21 protein-coding genes are annotated in these 23,224 nt (G+C 59.7%); 11 read left to right on the top strand and 10 right to left on the bottom strand.

All coding sequences use genetic code 11. The features are described 5' to 3' along the window. Positions 1-2: 2 nt before the first annotated feature. Positions 3-2,018, bottom strand: a complete 2,016-nt coding sequence (gene tkt / locus HCG46_RS24285) for a transketolase (RefSeq protein ID WP_168687679.1) — start codon at positions 2,016-2,018, stop codon at positions 3-5. A 143-nt stretch (positions 2,019-2,161) separates the two neighbouring features. On the opposite strand from tkt, the gene HCG46_RS24280 reads away from it, so the two are divergent. From HCG46_RS24280 to fba, 5 genes are read left to right on the top strand one after another with little or no spacing between them, the layout of a single operon-like run. Next, positions 2,162-2,926, top strand: a complete 765-nt coding sequence (locus HCG46_RS24280) for a DeoR/GlpR family DNA-binding transcription regulator (RefSeq protein ID WP_168687678.1) — start codon at positions 2,162-2,164, stop codon at positions 2,924-2,926. Between the two features lie 4 nt (positions 2,927-2,930). Then, positions 2,931-3,710, top strand: coding sequence for a triose-phosphate isomerase (locus tag HCG46_RS24275; RefSeq protein WP_168687677.1), 780 nt, complete (start codon positions 2,931-2,933; stop codon positions 3,708-3,710). Position 3,711: 1 nt separating this feature from the next. Continuing rightward, positions 3,712-4,167, top strand: coding sequence for an RpiB/LacA/LacB family sugar-phosphate isomerase (locus HCG46_RS24270; protein ID WP_023001425.1), 456 nt, complete (start codon positions 3,712-3,714; stop codon positions 4,165-4,167). A 32-nt stretch (positions 4,168-4,199) separates the two neighbouring features. Further along, positions 4,200-5,186 (top strand): class 1 fructose-bisphosphatase, encoded by a 987-nt coding sequence (locus tag HCG46_RS24265; protein WP_023001424.1) that lies wholly within the window; start codon positions 4,200-4,202, stop codon positions 5,184-5,186. Between the two features lie 10 nt (positions 5,187-5,196). Then, positions 5,197-6,234: a class II fructose-bisphosphate aldolase gene (gene fba / locus HCG46_RS24260; protein WP_055660946.1), complete on the top strand. Its 1,038-nt coding sequence runs from the start codon at positions 5,197-5,199 to the stop codon at positions 6,232-6,234. A gap of 54 nt (positions 6,235-6,288) precedes the next feature. Here the strand turns inward: fba and HCG46_RS24255 are convergent, their stop codons facing one another. Then, positions 6,289-7,182 carry a LysR substrate-binding domain-containing protein gene (locus HCG46_RS24255; RefSeq protein WP_168687676.1) on the bottom strand — a complete coding sequence of 298 codons (894 nt, stop codon included), beginning with the start codon at positions 7,180-7,182 and terminating at the stop codon, positions 6,289-6,291. Positions 7,183-7,251: 69 nt separating this feature from the next. Here HCG46_RS24255 and HCG46_RS24250 point away from each other — a divergent pair, with 69 nt between their 5' ends. After that, entirely contained in the window at positions 7,252-8,205 is a 954-nt protein-coding gene (locus HCG46_RS24250; RefSeq protein ID WP_168687675.1) for a DMT family transporter, read from the top strand. A 2-nt stretch (positions 8,206-8,207) separates the two neighbouring features. Then, positions 8,208-8,828, top strand: coding sequence for a LysE family translocator (locus HCG46_RS24245; RefSeq protein ID WP_209009608.1), 621 nt, complete (start codon positions 8,208-8,210; stop codon positions 8,826-8,828). Between the two features lie 23 nt (positions 8,829-8,851). On the opposite strand, the gene HCG46_RS24240 is transcribed toward HCG46_RS24245, so the two are convergent. From HCG46_RS24240 to HCG46_RS24205, 8 genes are all read right to left on the bottom strand, one after another. Next, positions 8,852-10,846, bottom strand: coding sequence for an alkaline phosphatase family protein (locus HCG46_RS24240; protein ID WP_168687673.1), 1,995 nt, complete (start codon positions 10,844-10,846; stop codon positions 8,852-8,854). Positions 10,847-11,048: 202 nt separating this feature from the next. After that, entirely contained in the window at positions 11,049-11,876 is an 828-nt protein-coding gene (locus HCG46_RS24235; protein ID WP_023001418.1) for a carbohydrate ABC transporter permease, read from the bottom strand. After that, positions 11,873-12,754, bottom strand: a complete 882-nt coding sequence (locus HCG46_RS24230; protein ID WP_023001417.1) for a sugar ABC transporter permease — start codon at positions 12,752-12,754, stop codon at positions 11,873-11,875. The genes HCG46_RS24235 and HCG46_RS24230 overlap by 4 nt, the downstream gene beginning before the upstream one ends. Before the next feature lie 90 nt (positions 12,755-12,844). Further along, the gene (locus HCG46_RS24225; protein ID WP_168687672.1) at positions 12,845-14,116 is read right to left on the bottom strand and encodes an extracellular solute-binding protein; all 1,272 of its coding nucleotides are present in this window, start codon (positions 14,114-14,116) and stop codon (positions 12,845-12,847) included. 74 nt (positions 14,117-14,190) lie between these two features. Beyond that, positions 14,191-15,261 (bottom strand): ABC transporter ATP-binding protein, encoded by a 1,071-nt coding sequence (locus HCG46_RS24220; protein WP_168687671.1) that lies wholly within the window; start codon positions 15,259-15,261, stop codon positions 14,191-14,193. A gap of 13 nt (positions 15,262-15,274) precedes the next feature. After that, positions 15,275-16,786: an alpha-N-arabinofuranosidase gene (locus HCG46_RS24215; RefSeq protein WP_023001414.1), complete on the bottom strand. Its 1,512-nt coding sequence runs from the start codon at positions 16,784-16,786 to the stop codon at positions 15,275-15,277. A gap of 151 nt (positions 16,787-16,937) precedes the next feature. Beyond that, complete coding sequence (locus tag HCG46_RS24210; protein WP_168687670.1) at positions 16,938-17,867, bottom strand: winged helix-turn-helix transcriptional regulator; 930 nt, start codon at positions 17,865-17,867, stop codon at positions 16,938-16,940. A gap of 166 nt (positions 17,868-18,033) precedes the next feature. Then, complete coding sequence (locus HCG46_RS24205) at positions 18,034-18,939, bottom strand: LysR family transcriptional regulator (protein WP_055660965.1); 906 nt, start codon at positions 18,937-18,939, stop codon at positions 18,034-18,036. Positions 18,940-19,121: 182 nt separating this feature from the next. Between HCG46_RS24205 and HCG46_RS24200 the strand changes: the two genes are divergently transcribed. The 4 genes from HCG46_RS24200 (at position 19,122) to HCG46_RS24185 (ending at position 23,221) form a co-directional block, all read left to right on the top strand. Then, positions 19,122-20,165: an ABC transporter substrate-binding protein gene (locus HCG46_RS24200; RefSeq protein ID WP_168687669.1), complete on the top strand. Its 1,044-nt coding sequence runs from the start codon at positions 19,122-19,124 to the stop codon at positions 20,163-20,165. Between the two features lie 4 nt (positions 20,166-20,169). Further along, positions 20,170-20,967 carry an ABC transporter ATP-binding protein gene (locus tag HCG46_RS24195; protein ID WP_055660967.1) on the top strand — a complete coding sequence of 266 codons (798 nt, stop codon included), beginning with the start codon at positions 20,170-20,172 and terminating at the stop codon, positions 20,965-20,967. Beyond that, positions 20,967-21,776, top strand: a complete 810-nt coding sequence (locus HCG46_RS24190; RefSeq protein WP_023001409.1) for an ABC transporter permease — start codon at positions 20,967-20,969, stop codon at positions 21,774-21,776. The genes HCG46_RS24195 and HCG46_RS24190 overlap by 1 nt, the downstream gene beginning before the upstream one ends. Positions 21,777-21,853: 77 nt before the next feature. Then, a complete protein-coding gene (locus HCG46_RS24185; RefSeq protein ID WP_168687668.1) occupies positions 21,854-23,221 on the top strand; it encodes an FAD-dependent oxidoreductase in 1,368 nt (455 codons plus the stop codon). The last annotated feature ends 3 nt before the right edge of the window (positions 23,222-23,224 follow it).

Raw genomic sequence — 23,224 nt, 5'->3', positions numbered from 1 at the left:
GATCAGCCGGCCAGAGACTTCGCCATGCGGGCAATCCCTTCTTTCGTGATGCCGAATTCCTCGTAGAGGCGTTCGGCCGGCGCAGAAGCTCCGAAACCACTCAGGCCGATGACATTGTCTTCACTGCCGACATAACGGGCCCAGCCAAGTTTTCCCGCGGCCTCGATGGCAATGCGCGGGGCGGTGCCGAGAACGTCGGCGCGGTAGGCGTCCGGCTGGGCGTCGAACAGTTCCCACGACGGCATCGATACGACCGCAACGGCCAGTCCATCGGCTGCCAGGCCTTCCGCTGCCTCGACCGCCAGTGCAACTTCGGTTCCGGTCGCGATCAGCGTGATGTCGCGGCCCTCTCCGAACTGGCGGATGACATAGGCACCGCGTGCCGTCAGGTTTTCCTCTGTCCGCTCCAGGCGCAGTTGCGGGACAGCCTGACGGGAAAGGGCCAGAAGGCTCGGCGCATTCATGGAGCGAATGGCACAGTCCCAGGCTTCCAGCGTTTCAACCGTGTCTGCCGGTCGGAACACCGTCAGGTTGGGGATTGCCCTCAGCGAGAGGAGATGTTCGACCGGCTGATGGGTTGGGCCGTCTTCGCCAAGACCGATGGAATCATGTGTCATGACATAGATGGAGCGCAACCCCATCAGGGCCGAGAGGCGAATGGCGTTCCTTGCATAGTCGGAAAAGACAAGGAAAGTGCCGCCGTAGGGCAGAAAGCCGCCATGCAGCGCTAGGCCGTTCATGGCTGCCGCCATGGCAAATTCACGAACTCCGTAACCGATATAACGGCCGGACGCTTCGCGCGAAAACTGGCTGTTGACGGCAGGAACACGGGTCAGGTTCGACCCGGTCAGATCGGCTGATCCCCCGATCATTTCCGGCAGAGCCGGGGCAAGGGCTTCGAGGGCCATCTGGCTTGCCTTGCGGGTAGCAGCGGACCTGGGCTCTGAAAAGAGGCTGTCACGCGCGCTGGAGACTGCTGCCTCATAGCCTGCCGGCAAGGTGCCACTCACGCGTCTTTCGAATTCGCGGCGCTTGTCTTCAGGCGCACCTGCCAGCCGGCCTTCCCAGGCCTCGCGGCTGTCCTGGCCACGTGTGCCGATTTTCTTCCAGCTGCCGGCGAGATCATCCGGAATGGTGAAAGCAGGAGCCGTCCATCCGAGAGCTTTCTTGGTCGCGTCCGCTTCGTCCTTGCCAAGCGCCGCGCCATGTACGCCGGCGGTGCCTGCCTTGTTGGGGGAGCCAAAGCCGATCACCGTTTTCAGAGCGATCATCGAGGGTTTGTCGGTGGCCGCCTTGGCTGCGGTCAGTGCGGCGTCGACTGCAGAACCGTCATGTCCGTCGCACGTTTGCACATGCCAGCCACAGGCTGCGAAGCGGGCCGGAACATCCTCGGAAAAGGAAACGCTGGTTGGGCCGTCGATGGTGATGGAATTGTCGTCGTAGAGAACGATCAGTTTGCCAAGGCCCAGATGACCGGCAAGGCTGATCGCTTCCTGACCAATGCCTTCCTGAAGGCAGCCGTCACCGACGATCACAAAAGTATTGTGATTTACGAGATCATCACCGAACTCATCTGCAAGACGCCGTTCGGCCAAGGCCATGCCGACGGCGGTCGCTATCCCCTGACCAAGAGGGCCGGTGGTGGTTTCGACGCCTTTGGCGTGACCATGCTCGGGATGACCTGCGGTTATCGAGCCCCACTGCCGGAAATTTCGGATCTCCTCGATCGTCATGTCTTCATAGCCGCACAGGTGCAGCAGGCTGTAGAGGAGCATGGAGGCATGACCGTTTGACAGCACAAAGCGGTCCCTGTCCGGCCAGTCCGGTGTTTTCGCGTCAAACTTCAGGTGTTTGCGAAACAGCACGGTCGTTGCATCCGCGAGACCCATGGGCGCGCCCGGATGTCCGGAAGCGGCTGCCTCGACGGCATCTATGGACAACGCCCGAATACAATTGGCGAGTTTGAAATTTTCCGGGTCCAGGGCTGCTTTCGACGATAGAAATGTGTCTGTAGTCATGAGGTCCTCCTCTGCGCTTACGGCATAGGCGTAGCGGAGGATGTCACAAAAATAAATCACAAAATCACAAAATAACTTTGATTTTGTGATTTTGTGATGTTAGGTATCAAGCATCCGGTGAACGCCGGACGAGGAGGATTTGCGTGAAACGCGAAGAACGAAGACAGGCGATCATGGATCTGCTCGTGGAACACAGGGAAGTCGATCTCGACGACCTTGCGGATCGATTTGCCGTCTCGAAAATGACAATTCACCGGGATCTGGACGAGCTCGAACAGGCCGGCGTGCTGCGCAAGGTGCGCGGGGGTGCCACTGCGGATTCAGGAACGCAGTTCGAAAGCGACTTCCGCATCCGGGCCCGCCAGGACGCGGCCGCGAAGGAGCGGATGGCCCGTGCGGCGCTCGAGCTGATCGAACCAGGCATGACCGTGATGATCAACGACGGTTCGATGGCCGCAGTGCTCGGCTCAATGCTGCCGGAAAAGCGGCCGCTGACGGTCATCACCAACAACGCCGCCATTCTCGATGGTTTGCGGGATGAGCCCGGCATCACCCTCTTGGGCCTCGGCGGCGTCTATTCGGCCAAGTTCAACGGCTTTTTCGGCGTCGTTACCGAAGCGGCGCTGTCGCAGTTGCGCGCGGATATCGCTTTCGTGTCGACCCCGGCCGTAGCGGACCTGAAGGCCTTTCACATGGACGACAACGTCGTTCGTTCCAAGCAAAAGATGATGGGTGCTGCGTCTCGGCGCTGCCTGCTCGTCAATCACACGCGTTTCGGACGCACCGCACTTCATACCCTCGCCGATCTGGATCGGTTCGACTGGATCATCACGGATGACCAGCCAGCCGGAGACGCGGCGAAGGAAATCGAGGCTGCGGGGCTCAAGCTGATGATCGCAAAGGACTGAGCGAATGGCTGCCCTCACCGGAAAATGGGTCGGTACGAGCTGGAAAATGAACAAGCTGCTGGCAGATGCCAGACGGTTTGCGGACGGGCTTGTCACGTCCGACGCGGATCGGGATCCCCGGATCCAGCGGTTTGTCATCCCTCCCTTCACCGCGGCGCGCGAAGTGAAGGCGATGCTCGCAGGCACATCGGTGAAGGTCGGCGCGCAGAACATGCACTGGGAAGATGCAGGGGCGTGGACGGGAGAAGTCTCGCCGCTCATGCTGACCGATTGCGGTCTCGACATTGTCGAACTTGGGCATTCCGAACGGCGCAGTTTTTTCGGTGAAACCGATGAGACCGTCGGCCTGAAGACCGAAGCGGCCGTGCGTCACGGGCTCGTTCCGTTGATCTGCATCGGTGAAACGCTGGCGGAAAAAGAGGCCGGACAGGCACAGGCGGTGCTTGAGGCGCAGGTTCGCGCGGCTCTTGGCAATCTGTCCGATGGGCAGAAACAGGCCGAGATCCTGCTTGCCTATGAACCGGTCTGGGCAATCGGCGTCAATGGTGTGCCGGCAACGTCGGACTATGCCGACGCTCGCCAGGCGGAGATCATTGCCGTTGCCGAGGACGTTCTCAACCGGCGTATCCCCTGCCTCTATGGCGGGTCGGTCAATCCCGGAAACTGCGAAGAGCTCATTTCCTGTCCTCATGTGGACGGGCTGTTCATCGGGCGATCCGCCTGGGAAGTCGAGGGTTATCTCGACATTCTCGCCAGGTGCTCGTCGAAACTCGGAGAGGTTTGACATGAAACTTGCAATTGCGGGCGACAGTGCAGGCGAAGGCCTTGCGAAACTGCTGGCGGACTACCTGAAGGATCGTTTCGAGGTCGATGAGATCTCCAGAACGCCCGAAGGGCCGGATGCGTTTTATGCCAATCTGTCCGAGCGTGTTGCCAGCCAGGTTATCTCCGGTGCCTACGACCGGGCGATCCTGGTGTGCGGAACCGGTATCGGAGTGTGCATTGCCGCCAACAAGGTGCCGGGCATTCGCGCCGCACTGACCCACGACACCTACTCCGCCGAGCGGGCAGCCCTTTCCAACAATGCCCAGATCATCACCATGGGCGCGCGTGTGGTTGGCCCCGAACTCGCCAAATCCATCGCCGACGCCTTCCTGAAGGAAACATTCGACGTCAACGGCCGTTCTGCTAGCAATGTTGACGCGATCAATGCCGTCGATTCGAAGTATCATGCGGTCTGATCTAAATTGCTGACCTGAGGAATGATGAGACCATGCTGAGACTTCCGAACGATACGGACGTGAATGCCGAAACGCTGCAGGCGTATCTGGCAAGACAGCATGGGGCGAGCGATACCGCCGCCGTTCTTCAGGCCATTGCGGATGCGACCGGCGTTCTGGCAGACAGGCTTGCCGCAGGCCGGTTGCCGGGGGACCCCGGCGAGGTCGTCGGCACCAATGAAAGTGGCGACAAGCAGAAGGCACTCGACGTCGGTGCCCATCTTCACATGGTCGAGGTGTTGCGGGCAGCGGGTGTCCGCCAGCTTCTTTCGGAAGAAGCCGAAGAGATTATTCTTCTCAATCCGGAAGGCACGCTCGACGTTGCCATCGACCCCATCGACGGGTCCGGCAGTATCGGAACAGGCGCTCCGCTGGGGACCCTGTTCTCGATCCTGCCGGCATCGGACCAGGGTTTTCTGTGCACGGGCAGATCCGTCATTGCGGCGGGATATGTTTCGTTTGGCCATTCCACAGACCTGGGGTTCAGCCTGGGCAACGGCCTTCACCTTGCAGTCTTCGACCGCGCTACGGGCGTGTTCCGCATGTTGCGGGAGAACCATCAGGTGCCCGCTAAATCAAGAACACTGGCCTTCAACGCTTCCAACGCCCGTCATTGGCCGGATGCGGTCCGGCGCTTTTCAGATGACGTTCTGAAAGGCAAGGAGGGGCGTCTTGGCGAAAACTACAACATGCGCTGGCTGGCCTCCGCGGTTGGCGAATTTCACCGGATCCTGCTTCAGGGCGGTTTGTTCTTTTATCCCGGCGACCGGCGGCCCGGCTATGAGAACGGGCGCCTGCGTCTGGTCTATGAAGCGGTCCCGATCGCGTTTCTGATCGAGCAGGGCGGCGGCAAGGCGACGGACGGGCAAACGCCTATCCTCGACCTGATGCCCGAGAGCCTGCACCAGAACATTCCGTTGATTTTCGGGTCACCCGAAAACGTCGACATGTTCATTACCTATTGCACGGACAACACCTAAGGAGCTTTTGATGGCCCGCATCACTTTGCGTCAGCTGCTGGATCACGCAGCTGACAACGGCTACGCTGTGCCTGCGTTCAACATTTCCAACATGGAACAGGGCATGGCTGTCATGCGCGCCGCGGCCGATTGCGATGCGCCGGTCATCCTGCAGGCAAGCAGGGGCGCACGGGCCTACGCCGGTGACAGGGTGCTTGCCCGCCTGATTGATGGTTTCGCCGAAACCTATCCCGATATTCCCGTCTGCATGCATCTGGACCACGGCAACAACCTGGCAACCTGCGTGACAGCTATCCAGCATGGCTTCACCTCCGTGATGATGGACGGGTCGCTGGAAGCGGATGGCAAGACGCCTGCCAACTATGCCTACAACGCGGGCATCACCCGGCAGGTCGTGGACATGGCTCATGCGGCCGGTGTTTCGGTGGAAGGCGAACTTGGCGTGCTCGGCTCGCTCGAAACCGGAATGGGGGATCAGGAAGACGGGCATGGCGCGACCGAAAAGCTGAGCGAAGACCAGCTCCTGACCGATCCGGCAGAGGCTGAACGCTTCGTTGCCGACACGGGTGTCGATGCGCTTGCCGTTGCCATGGGCACCAGCCACGGCGCCTACAAGTTCACGCGCAAGCCGGATGGCAGCGTTCTGGCAATGAACGTGATCGAGGCCATTCACGCCCGACTGCCGAACACGCACCTCGTCATGCACGGATCGTCTTCGGTGCCGGAAGATCTCCAGGAAATCATCAATTCCTACGGCGGTGATATTCGCCCGACCTGGGGCGTTCCGGTCGAGGAAATACAGCGCGGCATCAAGAGCGGTGTGCGCAAGGTGAACATCGACACCGACAACCGCCTGGCAATGACGGCAGCCGTACGCAAGGCCCTGACGAACGATCCGTCCGAATTCGATCCACGCAAATACCTGAAGCCGGCCATGGAATTGATGGCGCAGGTGTGCCGCGACCGTTTCGAGGCTTTCGGAACAGCCGGCCACGCCAGCCGCATTCGCCCGTTGCCGCTGGAAGCGATGGCGCAGCGCTACAACTGAACAGGATGCGTTCTTGACCTGGATAAACTCGGGTTCCCACAGGGCATCGCCGAGTTACGCCAGCTCTGCGCGGAGCCAGGCGATCAACTGGTCGACGGCATTGTGCCGTGACTGTTTGGTGCCTCGGTAAACCGAGATTTCGCTTGGTCTCTTCAGGGCAACATCACAGATGGAACGCAACTTGCCTTCGTCGACCAGGCCGTCCACCGTGCGCTTCCAGCCGAGGGCAACACCCTGACCGGCAACGGCGGCCTGAAGAACAAGCGGGTAACTGTCGAAATAGATGACCTTCTTGTGGGCGGATCGCGGAACGCCGACAGCTTCGAACCAGTCCGGCCAGTCGAACCAGTCCTGCGGCACCACCCGGTGCGACAGGAGCGGCAAGGTGGAGACCTCTTGCGGTGTCAGCGGCAACGAAACGTCCTTCAAGAGTGCCGGAGCGCAGACCGGGAAGATCTCGTCGGATGCCGTGAACACCAACCGTGCCGCTCCGGCCGCCCGCCCGGTGGTCTGAAGGGCGACGTCAAATGGTTCGCGAGCTTCCGTCAGGGGTTCCAATGCGCTGACCAGTTGAAGCTGGATTTCAGGATGTGCCGCGTGGAAAGCCGAGAGACGCGGCATCAGCCAGTAGAAAGCTTCGCATAGCTGGCATCGCAGGACGATGGTATCTGGATCGCCTGTCCCGCGGATGGCGGCAACTTCCGTGCGGATTGCCCTGAGTGCTTCTCCGACAACCTGGCCCAGGCGTTTTCCTTCCTCGGTCAGGAACACCGCGCGGTTGCGCCGCTCGAACAGGCGGACACCCAGTTCCTCTTCAAGCTGACCAATTTGCCGGCTGATGGCCGTCTGGGTCAGGCCGAGTTCATCGGCCGCGCGTGTGAAACTTTCATATCGCGCAGCGGCCTCGAACGGTTTCAGGCGGGCCAGTGAGAGGTCGTCCTTATGCATGCGTTTCAGTCATGTATTTCTCGAAATTTCTCATTTTTACAAAGATAGGAGAAATGCTTCCATGCTGAAATGATATCTTTATTTCTGCCGAAACAACAAGCTGGATCGCTCCTTGCCGGGATCATTTCGATTACCGGAGCAGTGCTGTTGCTGTCCTTGTCCGACGCCTTGGTCAAATTGAACAGCGGCGGTATCGCGCTTGGGCAGTTGCTTCTGGTTCGCTCACTCGTTGCAGCCATTCTGCTTGGGCTGGCATTCGCGTACACCGGGCGCCCATCGCAGCCGCTTCTTGCGGTAAACGCCTGGGTCTGGACGCGCAGCGTTTGCCTTGCGCTGATGTGGGGCTGTTACTACGCCGCATTGCCGCTGATGCCGCTGTCACTTGCGGCAGCCTGCTATTACACCGCGCCCCTGTGGATGGCCATTCTGACATCTGTTTTTCTGGGAAGGCCCGTCGGTGTGAAAGGCACGGTTTCAATTGTCCTCGGGATGGCGGGAGTTGTCATGCTCCTGCGGCCGGGAATTGACGGCATATCTGCGGCAGTGGTCTTGCCCTTGCTGGCAGGCTTCTTTTATGCGCTTGCGGCAGTCGTCACGTCGGCCAGGTGCCGGAACGAGGCTCCGCTGGCAATGGCGTTCAACCTGAACCTGGTGCTTGTCCTGGCGGGCGGTGCCTATGTGCTGGGGCTTCATCTCTTTTCCGTCCCTGCCGGGGCAGGGTTCCTGCTGAGCGCCTGGCCAGCTCTTTCAGCTGCTGCCTGGGGTCTTCTGATCCTGCTGGGTTTGCTGCTTGCCCTCATCACGGTGGCCGTGGCATTTGCCTATCAGTTGGCACCGGCGCCACTGATCGGGCTTTTCGACAATGGTTATCTCGTTTTCGCGGTGGTTTGGGGTGTCGTCTTCTTCGCGGATATGCCAGACAGGGCAGATCTGGCTGGCATAATCCTCATCGGGTGTGCCGCGCTCCTCGCCTCACTGCCTCTTGCTGCAACCCGCCGCTGCCTGACCCCAAGGGAGAGTTGAACGTGTCTCTGGAAACCTGGCTTGCCTACACACTCGCTTGTGTCGTTCTGACCATCATTCCGGGACCGAGCGTCATGCTGGTTGTCGGGCAAACCTTGATGCGCGGCAAAACCGCTGCTGTGATGTGCATTCTCGGCGACGTTGTCGGAAGTATCGTTCTGACGGGCCTTTCCTTCGCAGGTGTCGGCGCCATTCTGGCCGCGTCCACTGTGCTGTTCCAGATCGTGAAATGGACAGGCGTCGTCTATCTCGCCTGGCTGGGTTACAGCCAGATCAGGGAGGCACGTCGCGACAGCGTTTCCCTTGAACCGGGCGTACGCACAGGGTCTGCGTGGGGCAGTTTCTGGGCAGGTACCTTGACGGCTATCTTCAATCCCAAGGCGATTGTCTTTTACATGGCCTTCCTCGCCCAGTTCATCGACCCTGCCGCGGACATGACGGTTCAACTCGTTGTGCTGACGCTGACCTCGAGCGTTGTCGTCATGGTGTTTCTGGCGGGCTATGCGTTGATCGCCGCGCGTGCGCGCAAACTTTTTCAGACACGCCTCGCCCGGCGCCGCATGGGCTATGCCGGAGGCGGGTTCATGATCGGTGGAAGCGCCTTGATGGCGGTAACGCGCTGAAGCAGAACCGTCCGCCGGAACGGTCAGTCGTCCCGGGCTTCGGCTTCACGGCGTTCAAACGACACCAGCGAACCGTCCGGCAGAACCTGGTGAATGTCGACGGGCGCGCCTGTCTCGTCCAGCTCCACGAGGCCGATCCCCGACGCGTTCAGGATCCGGCGGCCATGTGGCGTTCCAACGGGTTTGCGCGGAATGACACGCATACCACGGCGCTTGGTGAACCAGTTCAGCGGCGAACGAGGGGAAAAAGCCCATCGGTTGCCGCGATCCAGGATCTTGATCAGCTTGTCCGGCCATTTGTTCTTTATCCCGCTGCTGCAGATCTGCCAGATCTTCGGACCGTCGTCGGTTGCACCGGACAGGCTCGGTGCGGTCTGGCGCAGTTCGACGTCATAGACGAACGAGTAGTGCACATCGCCGGAGAGGATGACGAAGTGCTGGGGGGTGCCGCGGTGACCGAACACATTCAGGATCGCACTGGCGGTTCCCGCATGCGCCATCCAATATTCCGCGTCGACAGTCAGCGGCTTGCCGGCCAGCGTGAACATCTTCTGCACCGTTTCGATCAGCTTGACGCCGAAGATCGGGGCAGCGGACACAAGCAGAACGGCGTCCTTGCCTTTCAGGTGGGTCTGAAGGTCGGTGGCCGCTTCCCAGTCCAGAAGGCCAGACGGATTATGCGCATTGCGTTCTGACCGCCAACGCCGCGTGCGCGTGTCCAGAACGATCAACGGCGGGGACGTCTGCCACTGGTAGTCCCACTCCTCGTATTCAAGCAGCGTGGTGATCGCGGTCTCATGCGCCTCGGAACCGGGATCGGCAAGCGCGGCCTGCACGGGCGGAAGAATGTCCGGACCGATGGTGCGTGCCCGGTTTCCCCAGGCCTGGTTCAGAGCATAGGCGACCAACGCATTGCCGATAACCCGGCGCGACAAGGGGTGGCTGTAAGCGGCCTGCTCCCACGCAAGCGACAGGTTCCAGTCGTCGGTGATGTCGTGATCATCAAAAATCATTGCCGTCGGAAGATGCGCCATGACCCGTCTGCAGGCAGGCAGATCAGCCCGGAAATCCTTCAGCGTCGCCGTCTCTTCGGCGTACATTTCCGCGTCCTTGGCCTCCAGGCCTTCCGGCGCTTTCAGCTCCGGCATGCCTTGCCACGACGCCGGCGACCAGACCAGCAGATACATGGCCAGCATTTCGCCAAGTGTGACGAGGTGGTTGCGGGCGTGCTGGGTTGTGAAAACCGGTTTTTCGGTGCCACCGAACAGGACGTCGAACACGGTTTTGTTCTTGTAGACCCGGGGCAAAAGCGTATCGCGGTGATAGAGCAGATTACCGACATTCCGCAGTTCGTTGCCCGACGCCGGCAGGTCAGGCTCAACGCCGTCCAGCGGTTCGTCCGGCAGGCCCAGTTTTTCGACAAGCAGGCTGATTGCCTGCAACATCGGTCCGGCAACGTCGTCGGCATAAACCTGGTCACCGCTCATCACGAGCAGCGATGGCAAGGCGGGACTGCCGGCTGTGGTTTCGCCCTCAGGGCCGAGGGCCTGCCTCAGGACAAGGTCGGCTCCGGCAAGGCCGTCAGGGGTTCGCGCATGCGGCTTGCGGCAGGACCCGTGAAACAGGGAGGTGATACGGTCCGGCACCTTGAAACAGGGTAGGTCACGTCCCGGATAGCAGAGATCGGGCGCCCAAACCGTGTGATCCTGCCAAGCTGTCCCTGCTTCACCAGTCGGCTTGACGCTCAGGCGATAGGAAATCAGGACATCGATGGGGAGCGAAGTGCCCAGTTCGATATCGACGAGATGATAATAGAGGCTCTCTCCCGCCTTCAGAACCTGCCAGTCCTGATCGCCGGTTTCATAGGTCTGGTTGAGGTCCGGCTGTGCTTCGGGGAAAAACTCAAATCGAACATCGCAATGTCGGGATGTGGCGAGCCAGACGCTAACGTTGTTCGCCGTTATATGGCGCAGGATCGGTCCCGCCAGGACTATCGGGAGACCGGCTCCAACTGTCATTCTGAACTCCTCATCCGTCTGCCAAACACACACGGTGTGAGTGCTCAACTGTCTTCGTCATGCTGATCTTGTTGACGTAGACATATGAACTGCGGCGCCTGCATCCAAGTGCCAGCAGAAGACCGATTGCCCCGCGACATTGTTCGCGGGGCTGAGGAGGTACAGAAAACCGGAAGAGGAAATGCTCTCGAAAGGGCAGGCTTCAGCCTTTCACGCCCGAGGAGATCATGACGGCTTCCGTCACCTTCTTCTGGAAGATCAGATAGGCAACGGCGACGGGCATGGCACCCAGAAGCGCGACGGACATCAGACGGGCGTAATAGACGCCAAAGGCATCGTTCACCTGGGTGATCCCGACCGGGATCGTCATCTGGTTCTCCGTTGTGATGACGAGGAAGGGCCAGAGAAACTGGTTCCAGGCCATGATGAAGGTGATGATTGCCAGAGCGGTCGTGATACCCCAGTTGAGCGGCAGGTAGATCCTGAACAGCAGCGTATAGTCACCGCCGCCATCCAGGACGACGGCCTCGCGCATTTCCTTCGGTACGGCGTCAAAGAACTGCTTGTAGACGATGATCACCACCGGAACGATGAGCTGCGGCAATATGATGCCGGCCCAGGTGTTTATCAGGCCCATGTCGTTCATCAGGATGAACTGCGTCACCACAAGCGCCTGCGAGGGCACCATGAAACTGGCGAGCACCACGCCGTAAAGCAGCCTCCGGCCGGGAAAGCGCATCTGGGAAATGGCATAGGCGCACATCATGCCGGAGACAATGACAACCAGCGTGATGATCACGGATGTGCCGATGGAGTTCCAGTACCAGTTGAGCAGCTTGGTATCGAACAGAACGTCGATATAGGAGGTCAGGTTGAACTCGTCGGGAATGACACCCGCGCCTTCGCTGACGACCCTTTCCTCGGTGCGGATCGAGGTGATGAACGCCCAGTAGAGTGGGAAGATCCAGATGGCCGCGGCCAAGAGGCTGCCGATGCCCAGAACCCAGTTTTCCAGTTTGCGGGTCTTCATTGCTTGTTCCCTCCCGCGCGCAGCAACTGAAACTGCAGCACCGACACGACCACGATCAGCACAAACAGAACAAGGGCGATGGCAGAGGCATAGCCGCCGTGGTTCAACTGGAAGGCTTCCCGGTAGACCATCAGAAGCAGAACGTAGGACGAATTGAACGGCCCACCGGACGACAACAGGTAGATCTGGTCGAAAATCTTGAGCTGCAGGATCAGCTGAAGGGTTAGGACAAGAGCGGTTACCGGCCAGAGCAGGGGCCAGGTGACCTTGGTGAACAGTTGCCAGCGTGTCGCCCCGTCCAGTGCCGCTGCTTCATAATAATCGCTGGAGATGTTTCGAAGGCCCGCGATGAACAGAAGCACGTTGAAGCCATTGGTCCACCAGATGGTCACCGTGGCGACTGTCGGCATGACCCAATAGGGGTTCTTGAAGACAGGTACCGGTTTGCCGGTAAAAAATGCGAACACCGGCTGCAGCACGCCAAACTGGAAGTCCAGCATCCAGGCCCAGATTTGCGTCACCACCGACACGGGCAGAATGTAGGGAAGAAAGAAAAGCGCGAGGATCAGCGCCTGAAGCGGCCCCTTGAGGCGCGTGATCATCATTGCAATGGCAAGGGCCAGTGCGGTCGTTGGAACGACGGTCAGGAGAACGAAATAACCGTTGTTCTTCAGAGATGTATAGAAGAGGTTGTCGGTAAGCAGCCGTTTGAAATTGGCAAGGCCGACCCATTCCCCCGGACCGATCAGGGGCGCGTTGGTGAAGCTCAGCTCGATCATCCGGATCGTCGGATAGAGAAAGACCAGCACGAAGGTCAGGACAAAGGGCGCGATGAGCGTCATGGCGACCGCCACTTCCCTGCGCCGGTTGGTAATCATGGCCACTTGAGTAATCGTCCTTTTCTCGCCACAGGAGACGCCAGCCGCATATTGTGTGCGTGCGGCAGGCGTCCCGGGCAAAGCCTTCGTCTATTGAAGCTTCGACTGAAGCTCGTCTTTCATCTGCTGTGCTGCCTGTGCAGGCTCCAGATAACCATGCATGGCGGGCGAGATGATGTTGATGGCTGCGTCATAGACAGGCGAGGCTACCCCTGCGATCGGCGACCTTGGGTCGTAGGCCGCGGTTTCGGCGAGTGACGAATAGGTGGCGTTGGGTTCCATTTCCCCGAATTCATCGCTGGTCGCGACAGGCTTGTAGGCTGGAATATGTCCTGCCCCGGCCCAGGAGATCGAGTTCTTCTCCATCCAGCCGATTGCGGTCATCACCGCCGCGCGTTTTTCCGGGCTCATTTCCGTTCCCTGAGGAATGGCGAAGGCGTGGGAATCCGCCCAGGTGGCCGTGGTTCCAAGCAGCGTCGGAATTTGTACCGCACCCCAGTCGAACCCGAGCGTTCCCTTTTTCGCCATGTCGACCATGGTCGGCACTTCCCAGACGCCGTTCATGTGAAAAGCGGCCTTGCCGGACGTGAACAACGCAACCGAGGCTTCGTATTCGGCCTGCTCCGGCTGCCAGCCCTGCTTGTGCCAGTTGGTCATGATTTCGATGGCATTGGCGGCCTTGTCCAGATTGTCGCCTGCCAGAACCTCGCCATCGGTGATCAGCTCGCCGCCTTGCTGCTTGAGCAGGGTGAAGAAGACCCGGTAGGTGCCGCCGTCGTCACCCGTTGCGTAGGAGACGGGTGCTTCGGAGCCGTTTTCCTTGGCAAGCGCAAGCGCTTCCTCGAAATCGGCGAGGCTTTCAATGCCGGTCAGGTTGCCCTGATCATCGAGGAAGCGGGATCCTTCGAAATAACTCTTGTTTACGTAGAGCACGATCGCGTGGATATCGAACGGCACTGCGTGGAGCTTGCCGTCCGCATCGCTCGCGGCGGCAATGGCTGCCGGGAAGAAGTCATCCTTGCTGAGACCGGCGGCGGCAAGATCGTCATCACTGATCACGTCCAGCACATTTTCTTCAAGCCCGAGCGGCATGCGCGACAGGTGATAGGTCATCACGTCCGGGCCCTGGCCAACGGCAACGGAAGTGCGCACCTTGGTGTAGAAGGGCACGCCCCATTCCAGAGTGGTTCCGTTGATCTTGATGTCCGGATGCTCTTCGTTGAAGCGTGCGATCAACGCTTTCATGCGAACGCCGTCACCACCGCTCAGAAAGTCCCACCAGGTGATGTCCTGCTGGGCAAATGCCGGCAGGCTGGCAAGGCTCATCGCCCCCGCTGCCAGAAGTGTCTTAAGGTATTTCATCGACTCTTCCTCCCGTATGAAAAACCGGCATTTCCCATCAAGGCCGGTTCAAAGGTACCAGGCAGACAGAGGGTCTACCGAATACGCTGGTCCTGCTCGTTGAAGACCAGAACCTGTTCCGGCGTGCAGGTGAGCTTGATTGCTTCACCGCCCCCGGCATGGCGGCTGCCGCGCCATTCAACGACAATCTCGCGGCCGTCCGGCATATGCGTGTGCAGGTAGGAAACACCTCCCAGGTCCTCCGCCATTTCCACGGTCACGGGAATGCCCGTGTCCGCGCTGGTCAGGTGTTCCGGACGCAGTCCGATGGTGACCCGGCTGTCGGCCGGAAGATCGCCGGAAACTTTCGCCAGCAGGACTGCATCCGTTCCGTTGATGGCAATGCGCAGGCAATCGCCTTCCCGGCCGAGCACTGTTGCCGGCAGAAAGTTCATGGCCGGCGATCCGATGAAACCGGCGACGAATTTGTTGTCGGGGTCGTCGTAGAGATCAAGCGGCTTTCCGGCCTGCTGCACGACACCCTGTTTCAGGACGAAGATCCGGTCGGCCAGTGTCATGGCCTCCACCTGATCGTGGGTGACATAGATCATCGTCGCGCCGATCTGCTTGTGCAGCCGGGCAAGTTCCAGCCGCATCTGGACGCGCAATTCCGCATCCAGGTTCGACAGAGGCTCATCAAACAAAAACACCTTGGGCTGGCGCACGATCGCCCGTCCGATCGCAACCCGCTGACGCTGGCCTCCGGACAGTTGAGACGGTTTCTTCTGCAGATGTTCCTCAAGCTGGAGGATGCGGGCCGCTTCCATCACCTTGTCGTGCACGTCCTGTTTCGGCGCCCGCTTCAGACGCATGGAAAAGGCCATGTTCTCGAAGACGGAAAGATGCGGATAAAGCGCATAGGACTGGAAGACCATGGCAACGCCGCGTTTGGCCGGTTCCTGCCAGGTCACATCGGTGCCTTCGATCGAGATCTTGCCGCCGCTTGTGTCCTCAAGGCCTGCGATCATCCTCAGCAATGTCGATTTTCCGCAGCCGGAGGGACCGACAAAGACCGCGAATTCACCCGTCGGAATGTCCATGCTGACATCATGGATCACCCCGACCGGGCCGAAGACCTTGCGTATGTTGCGAAGCTGAACCCCCATTGCATGGATCCCCTCAGCCGACGCTCAACCGCAGGACATGATAGGAAAGCGGCGCAAGCTTGCCCTTGAGCTGACCATCCTCCACGCCAACACCTGTCCCCTTGCCGGGAACCACGTTGTCCGGCTTGTCCGGACCGTTGGTGTCATTGAGGCCGTAGCCTTCCATGGACAGATGTTCGGCCAGGGACGGCGAGCCGAAACCCGTCAAGGATACGTCGAGATCGGCCGTTTCGGTCAGATGCCGGTTCAGGACGAAAAGCGTCAGTGTGCCTGCTGCCTTGTCGTGTACCCCGGCAACGTCGAGGTAGCAGACGTCGTCGGCAACGGAGCAGTCGTAGGTAGGTGCATCCACGGCAACGTTCAGTGCATCACCGCGGCCGTAAAGAGACGCGAACTGATAGGGGTAATAGATGGTCTGACGCCAGGCGGGACCGCCCTTTTCCGCCCGGATCGGGGCGATTACGTTGACCAGCTGGGCAATGCAGGCAATACGCACACGGTCGGAGCGGCGGATGAACTCGTTGAGCAGGCCGGCGACGAAGAGGGCGTCCTCGAAGTTGTAGTTCTCCTCAAGCAGCGGGGGTGCTTCCGGCCAGTCCCATTCCTTGATGCGGCGGCTGTCGTCCTCGCGGATGTGGTACCACACATTCCACTCGTCGAAGCAGATATGGACGTCGTTCTTCGCACGCTTCTTGGACTTCACGTAATCGATGACACCGCCAATGGTCTGGATGTAGCGGCCGGTTTCCTCGATCTTGCCGAAGTAGTTGAGCGTGTCCTTGCTCTTGTTGCCGAAATACTTGTGCAGCGAGATGTAGTCGACGTTCTCGTAGCACTCTTCCAGGACTTCGCGTTCCCATTCGGGATAGGTGGGCATGCGGTCGTTTGAACTGCCGCAGACGACCGCCTCGATTGTCGGGTCAAAGCCTTTGAACGCCTTGGCCGTCTCGTTGGCCAGCCGGCCGTATTCCGTGGCTACCTTGTGGCCGATCTGCCAGGGGCCGTCCATTTCGTTGCCGAGGCACCACATCTTGACCCCGTAAGGATCCTCGCGGCCATTGGAACGGCGCAGGTCGGACCATTGGGTGCCACCGGGAAAATTCACATATTCCAGGAAGTTGCGTGCCTCTTCCAGACCACGCGAACCCAGGTTGACGGCCAGCATCATCTCGATGCCTGCCTGTTCCGCCCAGATTGCGAAATCGTCGATGCCGACCTGGTTGGTTTCCTTGCTGCGCCAGGCAAGATCGAGGCGGACGGGGCGCTTGTCCTTCGGGCCGATACCATCTTCCCAGTTGTAGGCGGAAACGAAGTTGCCGCCCGGGTAACGAATGGCCGGGATCCTGAGGTCCTGTACGAATTTCAGCACGTCCTTGCGAAAGCCGTTGGCATCGGCCTGCGGATGGTCAGGTTCATAAATGCCGGAATAGATCGCCCGTCCCATGTGTTCAATGAATGCGGAATAAAGCCGCTCATCGATGGAACTGATCCGGAAATCCCGATGCACGGTGACGCGTGCCTTCATTCGCATTCTCCCAGAAATATATATCGAATAAATCGATATGAATCTTTATTTCTGATAAGAATGCGAGCTTGGCGAAAATTGTCAACTGGACAATGTTGTTGCGGTGCAACCAGAAGTGAATGTCCCCACGTCTTTTCAAGTGCAGTTTCGGTCAATTGCGGGTGTGCAGCCGCAAAATAATGTCCTGATCGTAATTGCCGAAACCGCGGCCGAAGACGTTGATTCCACCCGGGTGCCGTCCTTCGGCCTTTACCTCGATCTTCAACCGGACCGACCGGTGTTCATCGAGCTGGAGGTCTTCCGTCTTGATATCGGAGATCTTGTGACCATCCACGAAGGTGCCGTTCCTGCCCACGCTCCAGGTCTTCAGCATGCCGTATTGCGAACCGGAAAGCTTCCACCAGTCGGGTGTGTAGGCCCCGCGCTTGTCGCCGAAATCACCCGGGGACGTCCAGACGCCGATCTCCTTGCCGTTGATCGACAGGACGATGTCGGAGGGCCAGTTGCTCATGGTGCCCGGCACCTCGGAACTCACCTCCATCACGACGTCCAGACCGTCGATCTGCTTGCCCGTCAGCTTGGCGTTGTTGGGGAACTGATATTCGACGAAGCCACTGGTAAACCACAACAAAGCCGTTTTCATCCGCTCCGGATCCATGAAAGTTTCCGGCACATCGAGAAGGCCGATGATCCCTTCGGTCGAGCAGATGCCGCAAGGAGCAGTGACGAGGCTGTTGGTGTAAAGGCCGAGCGGCATCGATACTTCGATCTGGTTCGGCTCGATGCGTTCTTCCGACGAGCGGAAGGCCAGGATGATCTCATCGTAGATGGCGAAGGTCGTCTTTTGGCTGCCCTTCTTCGCCCGCTGCACTTCCGTTCGCACCAGGCCAGCTTCTTCCAGAACCTGGATGTGGGTGGAGACGGAGGATTGCGGCATGCCGGAAGCTTCCGAAAGCGCGTTGATGTTCATCCCGGGTGTCCGTACCAGCTCCTGCAACAGGTGCAGGCGAGGCTGGGAAGCGATCGCCTTCATGGCGACCTTGTCCTTGACGGGATCGACGATCAGAAAATTTGCGCGCATGGGTTGTTCCTGGCTGTAAATCTGGAACAGTTATTTGTATCGCTTTTTTCGATAATTACAATTGCTGTTTCACTGCGCCGGTTCGCAAGACCGATTTTAGCCAATCGGAAAAAAAAGCAGTTCACGGACAACAGGTCTTCAGCTGAGAGGCAGTGTTCTTGCAAACTCAGGAATCCAGCCGCAGCTGGGTGAGGGCGCGCTTGATTTCGTTGCCGAGCAACCGTTCGGGCGGCGAGATGCCGGAAGAGGCGGACATGACGACGCCAATGCGCAGGTTGGACAGGATGTCATGCATCAGCGGCACGAACCGGAGAATGCCCTGGTCGATTTCGTCGATGAAACCGATCTTGGTGTAAAGGCCGAGGCCACGGCCGGCCAGGATCATCTGTTTTGCCACGTGCAAGGTGTCGGTAAAGCAGTTGGTCGAGAGAGCGGAGGACATGCCCGAGATTGCCTGGTCGATGATCGAATTGCGACCGCGCGCATCCACGGTGCGCACCATTTTCTGGCCGGAGAGTTCCTCTATGGCAAGGTTAGTTCGGCCTGCGAAGGGATGGTCGGATCGCATGATGATGCCGATCGGCGCGGTCTTGTCGGAGATTACCCGAACGTTTGGATGCAGATCGAAGGTGAAGGTGATGCCGATATCGGCGATCCCGCCCGCGACAGCGGTAATGATCTCGTCCGGCTGCGCGGTGGTGATTGAATAGGTGACCTGCGGATAGATCCGGTTGAAGTCGAGCAGGATACGAGGCAACAGGCCGTAGGTTACGGAATCGATGGCGGCAATGTTGAGGTGCCCGGACCGAAGGTCGCGGATATCGTCCAGCATGGTGCGGGTGCGTTCATAATCCTGCAGCGTCTTGCGGCAGTGTTCCAGGACGATGGCCCCCGCATCGGTCAGCGTCACGCCTTCGGGGGTGCGCTCGAACAGGCGAACACCCATCTCGTTCTCGGTGCTGATGATCTTCCGGTTCACCGTGGTGGAAGACACGTTCAAAACCGCAGATGCCTTGCGGATGGAGCCCTGGCGGGCGACTTCGTCGAAATAACGCAGAAAATTCGAATGCACGATGTCCCCCCGGACAGAGTGGCAAACAGTGCATCACAAAGTGCGGTGCATTTTATGCATCACCGTTAGCATGTTTTTGCACTTTTTGCACCGTGCATCTTCCCGTTAGAGTTCACTGTGAAGTCGGCAAGGGGAACAGTCGGCCACAAACCGCCCAATCTCAAATGAGGGGGACCAACAGTATGTCATACCTATTCTCGAATGGATTGAACCGCCGCTCGATGCTCAAGACCATGGCCGCGGGCGCTGGTCTGGCAGGCGCCGGAACACTTGTGAATATCGTACCAGGCTTTGCTCAGGACACCTTCAAGGTCTCCATGCAGCTCGGCTGGCTGGCCGGTAACGGCAACCTGGGAGAAATCGCGGCCGACAAGCTGGGCTATTTCGCGGAAGAAGGTCTTGAATTCGAAATCGTGCCGGGGGGGCCGAATGTCGATGGTGTGGCGTCCGTCGCTTCCGGGCGATCCAATCTCGGCCAGGTGTCTTCCAGCCCCTCTCTCATGCTGGCGCGCTCGGCGGGTATTCCGGTGAAATGTATTGCCGCCGGTTACCAGCAGCATCCCTACACGTATTTCTCGCTCAAGAAGAACCCGATCAAGACACCGCAGGACATGATCGGCAAGACCATCGGCACCCAGGCGACCGGACGGATCCTGTTCCGCGCGCTTCTGGCCAAGAACGGCATATCCGAGGACCAGGTTGAACTGAAGGTCATCGGCAGTGACATGGCGCCGCTGCTGACGGGGCAGGTCGATGCGATTACCGGCTGGAAGACAAACGTCAACGCGCTTTCGATCCTTGGGGACCAGCGTGTCGACATGTCCCTGTGGGATGCCGGCATCCAGCTTTATGCCAACCCCTTCTACACCACGGACACTGTGCTGAACGAGCATGGCGACAAGGTGCAGGCCATGGTCCGCGCCATCTCGCGCGGCTGGGGCTGGGTTCGTGAGAACCAGGAAGAAGCCGTCAACTATCTGGTCGAGCGCCTGCCGAACCTGGACAGGGAAAGCGAACTGAAGGCGGTGCCGCTGGTGGTCGGATATTCCTTCAACGAAAAGACCGCCGAAAACGGCTGGGGCACCATGACCCGCGAAAACTGGCAGGCCCAGATCGAGACTTACGAAAATCTCGAGCAATTCGCGAACGGGGCGCCTGCCGTCGACGATGTGATGACGCTGTCGGTCCTGGAGAGCACCGCAGACAGCCGCCCGAAGGTCGGTTAAGGCCATGGAAGCGGTATTGGAAAATCTGGACGCAGGCACGTTGGTGCCTGCAGCCAGCCTGCGCAATGCCTGGGTCAAGTTCGGTCAGTTCACCGCGATCCAGGACATCAGCCTGGAGATCGAGGCGGGAGCCTTCTATTCCATTCTTGGTCCGTCGGGGTGTGGCAAGTCGACCTTGCTCAGGCTGGTGTCTGATCTCATCCCGCCTGCATCCGGGGACGTGTCGATCTTCGGCAAGACGACCGAGGCTGCCCGCCTGGCACGGGAATTTGCCTTCGTGTTTCAGGACGCGACACTGCTGCCCTGGCGCACGGCCTTGGAGAACGTCCAGCTTCCCCTGGAAATGGGGCAGAGCCGCGGGATCCAGATCCCCGTCAGCGACAAGTCGCCGATGGAGTTGCTTGAGCTGGTCGGGCTCAAGGGCCGCGAACACGCACTGCCGCACGAGCTTTCCGGAGGCATGCGCCAGCGTGTGGCGATTGCCCGTGCACTGGTCTGCAAGCCGAAGCTGTTGCTGATGGACGAGCCCTTCGGTGCGCTCGACGAGATGACCCGCGACCACCTGAATCTTCAGCTCCTGAAGGTCTGGGAGGAAACCGGCGTGACGATCCTGTTCGTAACCCACTCGATCCCGGAAGCGGTCTTTCTGGGGCAGAAGGTGCTGATGCTCAAGGCGCATCCGGGCCGCCTGCACGAGATCGTCGATATCGATCTGCCATATCCGCGCACCACCGAGTTGCGGGATACGGCGGAATTCACCCGATACTCCGCGCATTTGCGCAAACTTCTGGAGGCGTGCTGATGACTGCCGTCGACGAAACGATGGGCATGCCGGTGGATGATGACGCTGCCGAAAAGGCCATGGCGCGCAGGGCACGGCTGACTGCTGTCGCGACCCCGGTGCTGACTGCGGTCGGCCTGATCGCCACCTGGGAAATCGGCGTCCGGGCCTTTGGAGTGCCGAGCTACATCGCCCCGGCTCCGAGCGAAGTCGCAACAACGCTGGTAACCGAATTTCCGCAGTTGATGCGGAACTTCTGGCCAACACTGTTCGAAAGCGTGCTCGGCTTTGTCGTCGGCAATGTGGCTGCAGTGCTGATCGCGATCGCCTTCGTGCACAGCCGGATGGTGGAGCGGGCGTTCTTCCCGATCGCGGTGTTCATCAACACCATTCCGATCCTCGCCATTGCCCCGATCCTGGTTCTGATCTTCGGAGCCGGACTGACCGCAAAGGTCGTCATCGCTGCCCTGATCTGTTTCTTCCCGACACTGGTCAACATGGTACGCGGCCTGCAGTCCGTCAGCCCTCAGGCACTGGAGCTGGCACGGATCCTGTCCGCCTCCAAGTCGGAAGTGTTCTGGAAGATCCGCCTGCCGTCTTCGCTGCCGTTCCTGTTTTCGGCACTGAAGATCGCAGCCACCACCTGTGTCATCGGCGCCATCGTCGGGGAATGGGTTGGCGCGGATGTCGGGCTGGGTGCGTTGATCATCGATGCCACGTTCAATTTCCGCTCCGCCTTGCTCTACGCGACAGTCTTCCTGTCGTCGGGCCTGTCGGTGTTGATGTTTGCCGCTGTTTCCATTGCCGAACGCATGATCGTGCGGTGGTGAAGCGGATCTGAACCAAACGAAAATCTGAACTGAAACCGGGCCGTCGCTTGGCGGCCCAACGGGAGGAGTGCGCCGAAATGAGCACCAACACAACGCAGATTTCCTTGACCCGCAATGAGCAGGTTCCGGTCGTCGCAGACTGCGACGTGGTCGTCATCGGCGGTGGCCCCGCCGGCCTGAGTGCCGCCGTATCGGCCGCCAGAAACGGCTGCTCGGTGACCCTGCTCGAGCGTTACCACCACCTTGGCGGCATGGCCTCCGGCGGAATGGTTCTGGTGCTCGACGACATGGTCAACGAGGGCAATGAAATCGTCACGACGGGCATCGTCAACGAATTCGTCGACCGGATGTCGGCTCAGGATGGCGCAGTTTTTCCGCCGCCGGAAGATTGCCTGACCAACTGGGAAATGTGGAAGAAGTGGTCCCGTTGGGGCTGCATCGATTTTCACAAGACCGGCATGCCTCAGCCGATCATTCACGCAGTTGCCTTCGACCCCGATTGCTGGAAACGGGTGAGCCTCGACCTGGCTCGTGAGGCAGGTGTCAATTTGCGCCTGCACTCCTGGTTTTCCGAAGCAATGGTGGAAGACGGCCGTGTGACCGGCGTGATCTGCCAGACCAAGCTTGGCCGTCAGGCGATCAAGGCGAAGATGGTGATCGATGCCAGCGGCGATCTGGATGTTGCATCCTCCGCAGGGGCGTCTTTCCAGACCGGACAGTACATCGTCACGACCGTGTTCCGCCTGTGCGACGTCGACACGGACAAGGCAGAAGCCTTCGAGTTCGAAAATCCGAAAGAATACAAGGCTCTGGACCGTCAGGTGCGCCGGGTGATCGGTGGCGCCTGGGGCATGTGGTGGCTGAAGACGCCGCTGCCGGGCATCGTCTGGTGCAACTGCCCGCACATGCCGGGATATGACGGTCTGTCGCCGGAACACATGCTGGCGGCGGAAGTCGAAGGCCGTGAGCGCATGATGAAGCTGCTTGCCTTCGTGCGCGCCAATCTGCCCGGTTTCGAAAACGCCAAGATGCTGGGTGCTGCGGAACAACTCGGCATTCGCCAGACCCGTCTGTTGCAGGGTGAATATGTGGTCACCCGCGATGACGTGCGCTCCCGCCGTCATTTCTCCGACAGCGTCTGCCGGGGCAGGGACTACTACACGCCTTACAGGGCGCTGCTGCCCAAGGGCATCGACAACATGATCGTTGCCGGTCGCCACTACTCGGTTGAGAGCGAAGCCCAGAAGCTTTCGCGGGAAATTCCGCCGTGCATGGCGCAGGGCGAAGCGGCCGGCGTCGCCGTTTCAGTCGCTCTGGAACAGAACTGTGCACTGCGCGACGCCGACGTTGCCACGATCCAGAAACGCATGCGTGCCCAGGGCGCCGACCCCGGCGACATCCCATCAGCAAATGCGCTCGTCGAAGGCACCGTCGCGGCAGAATAAAAA

This window comes from Labrenzia sp. PO1 (assembly GCF_012273635.1).
Classification (GTDB): Bacteria; Pseudomonadota; Alphaproteobacteria; order Rhizobiales; family Stappiaceae; genus Roseibium; species Roseibium algicola.
This window is presented reverse-complemented; position numbering and strand designations above follow the sequence as displayed.

What these genes read in the sequence shown, in the direction of transcription:
- tkt (WP_168687679.1), bottom strand. Translation starts at nt 2,018, where the DNA reads ATGACTACAGACACATTTCTATCGTCGAAAGCAGCCCTGGACCCGGAA.
- HCG46_RS24275 (WP_168687677.1), top strand. Translation starts at nt 2,931, where the DNA reads ATGGCTGCCCTCACCGGAAAATGGGTCGGTACGAGCTGGAAAATGAAC.
- HCG46_RS24270 (WP_023001425.1), top strand. Translation starts at nt 3,712, where the DNA reads ATGAAACTTGCAATTGCGGGCGACAGTGCAGGCGAAGGCCTTGCGAAA.
- HCG46_RS24265 (WP_023001424.1), top strand. Translation starts at nt 4,200, where the DNA reads ATGCTGAGACTTCCGAACGATACGGACGTGAATGCCGAAACGCTGCAG.
- fba (WP_055660946.1), top strand. Translation starts at nt 5,197, where the DNA reads ATGGCCCGCATCACTTTGCGTCAGCTGCTGGATCACGCAGCTGACAAC.
- HCG46_RS24255 (WP_168687676.1), bottom strand. Translation starts at nt 7,182, where the DNA reads ATGCATAAGGACGACCTCTCACTGGCCCGCCTGAAACCGTTCGAGGCC.
- HCG46_RS24250 (WP_168687675.1), top strand. Translation starts at nt 7,252, where the DNA reads ATGATATCTTTATTTCTGCCGAAACAACAAGCTGGATCGCTCCTTGCC.
- HCG46_RS24240 (WP_168687673.1), bottom strand. Translation starts at nt 10,846, where the DNA reads ATGACAGTTGGAGCCGGTCTCCCGATAGTCCTGGCGGGACCGATCCTG.
- HCG46_RS24235 (WP_023001418.1), bottom strand. Translation starts at nt 11,876, where the DNA reads ATGAAGACCCGCAAACTGGAAAACTGGGTTCTGGGCATCGGCAGCCTC.
- HCG46_RS24230 (WP_023001417.1), bottom strand. Translation starts at nt 12,754, where the DNA reads ATGATTACCAACCGGCGCAGGGAAGTGGCGGTCGCCATGACGCTCATC.
- HCG46_RS24225 (WP_168687672.1), bottom strand. Translation starts at nt 14,116, where the DNA reads ATGAAATACCTTAAGACACTTCTGGCAGCGGGGGCGATGAGCCTTGCC.
- HCG46_RS24220 (WP_168687671.1), bottom strand. Translation starts at nt 15,261, where the DNA reads ATGGGGGTTCAGCTTCGCAACATACGCAAGGTCTTCGGCCCGGTCGGG.
- HCG46_RS24215 (WP_023001414.1), bottom strand. Translation starts at nt 16,786, where the DNA reads ATGAAGGCACGCGTCACCGTGCATCGGGATTTCCGGATCAGTTCCATC.
- HCG46_RS24210 (WP_168687670.1), bottom strand. Translation starts at nt 17,867, where the DNA reads ATGCGCGCAAATTTTCTGATCGTCGATCCCGTCAAGGACAAGGTCGCC.
- HCG46_RS24200 (WP_168687669.1), top strand. Translation starts at nt 19,122, where the DNA reads ATGTCATACCTATTCTCGAATGGATTGAACCGCCGCTCGATGCTCAAG.
- HCG46_RS24195 (WP_055660967.1), top strand. Translation starts at nt 20,170, where the DNA reads ATGGAAGCGGTATTGGAAAATCTGGACGCAGGCACGTTGGTGCCTGCA.
- HCG46_RS24190 (WP_023001409.1), top strand. Translation starts at nt 20,967, where the DNA reads ATGACTGCCGTCGACGAAACGATGGGCATGCCGGTGGATGATGACGCT.
- HCG46_RS24185 (WP_168687668.1), top strand. Translation starts at nt 21,854, where the DNA reads ATGAGCACCAACACAACGCAGATTTCCTTGACCCGCAATGAGCAGGTT.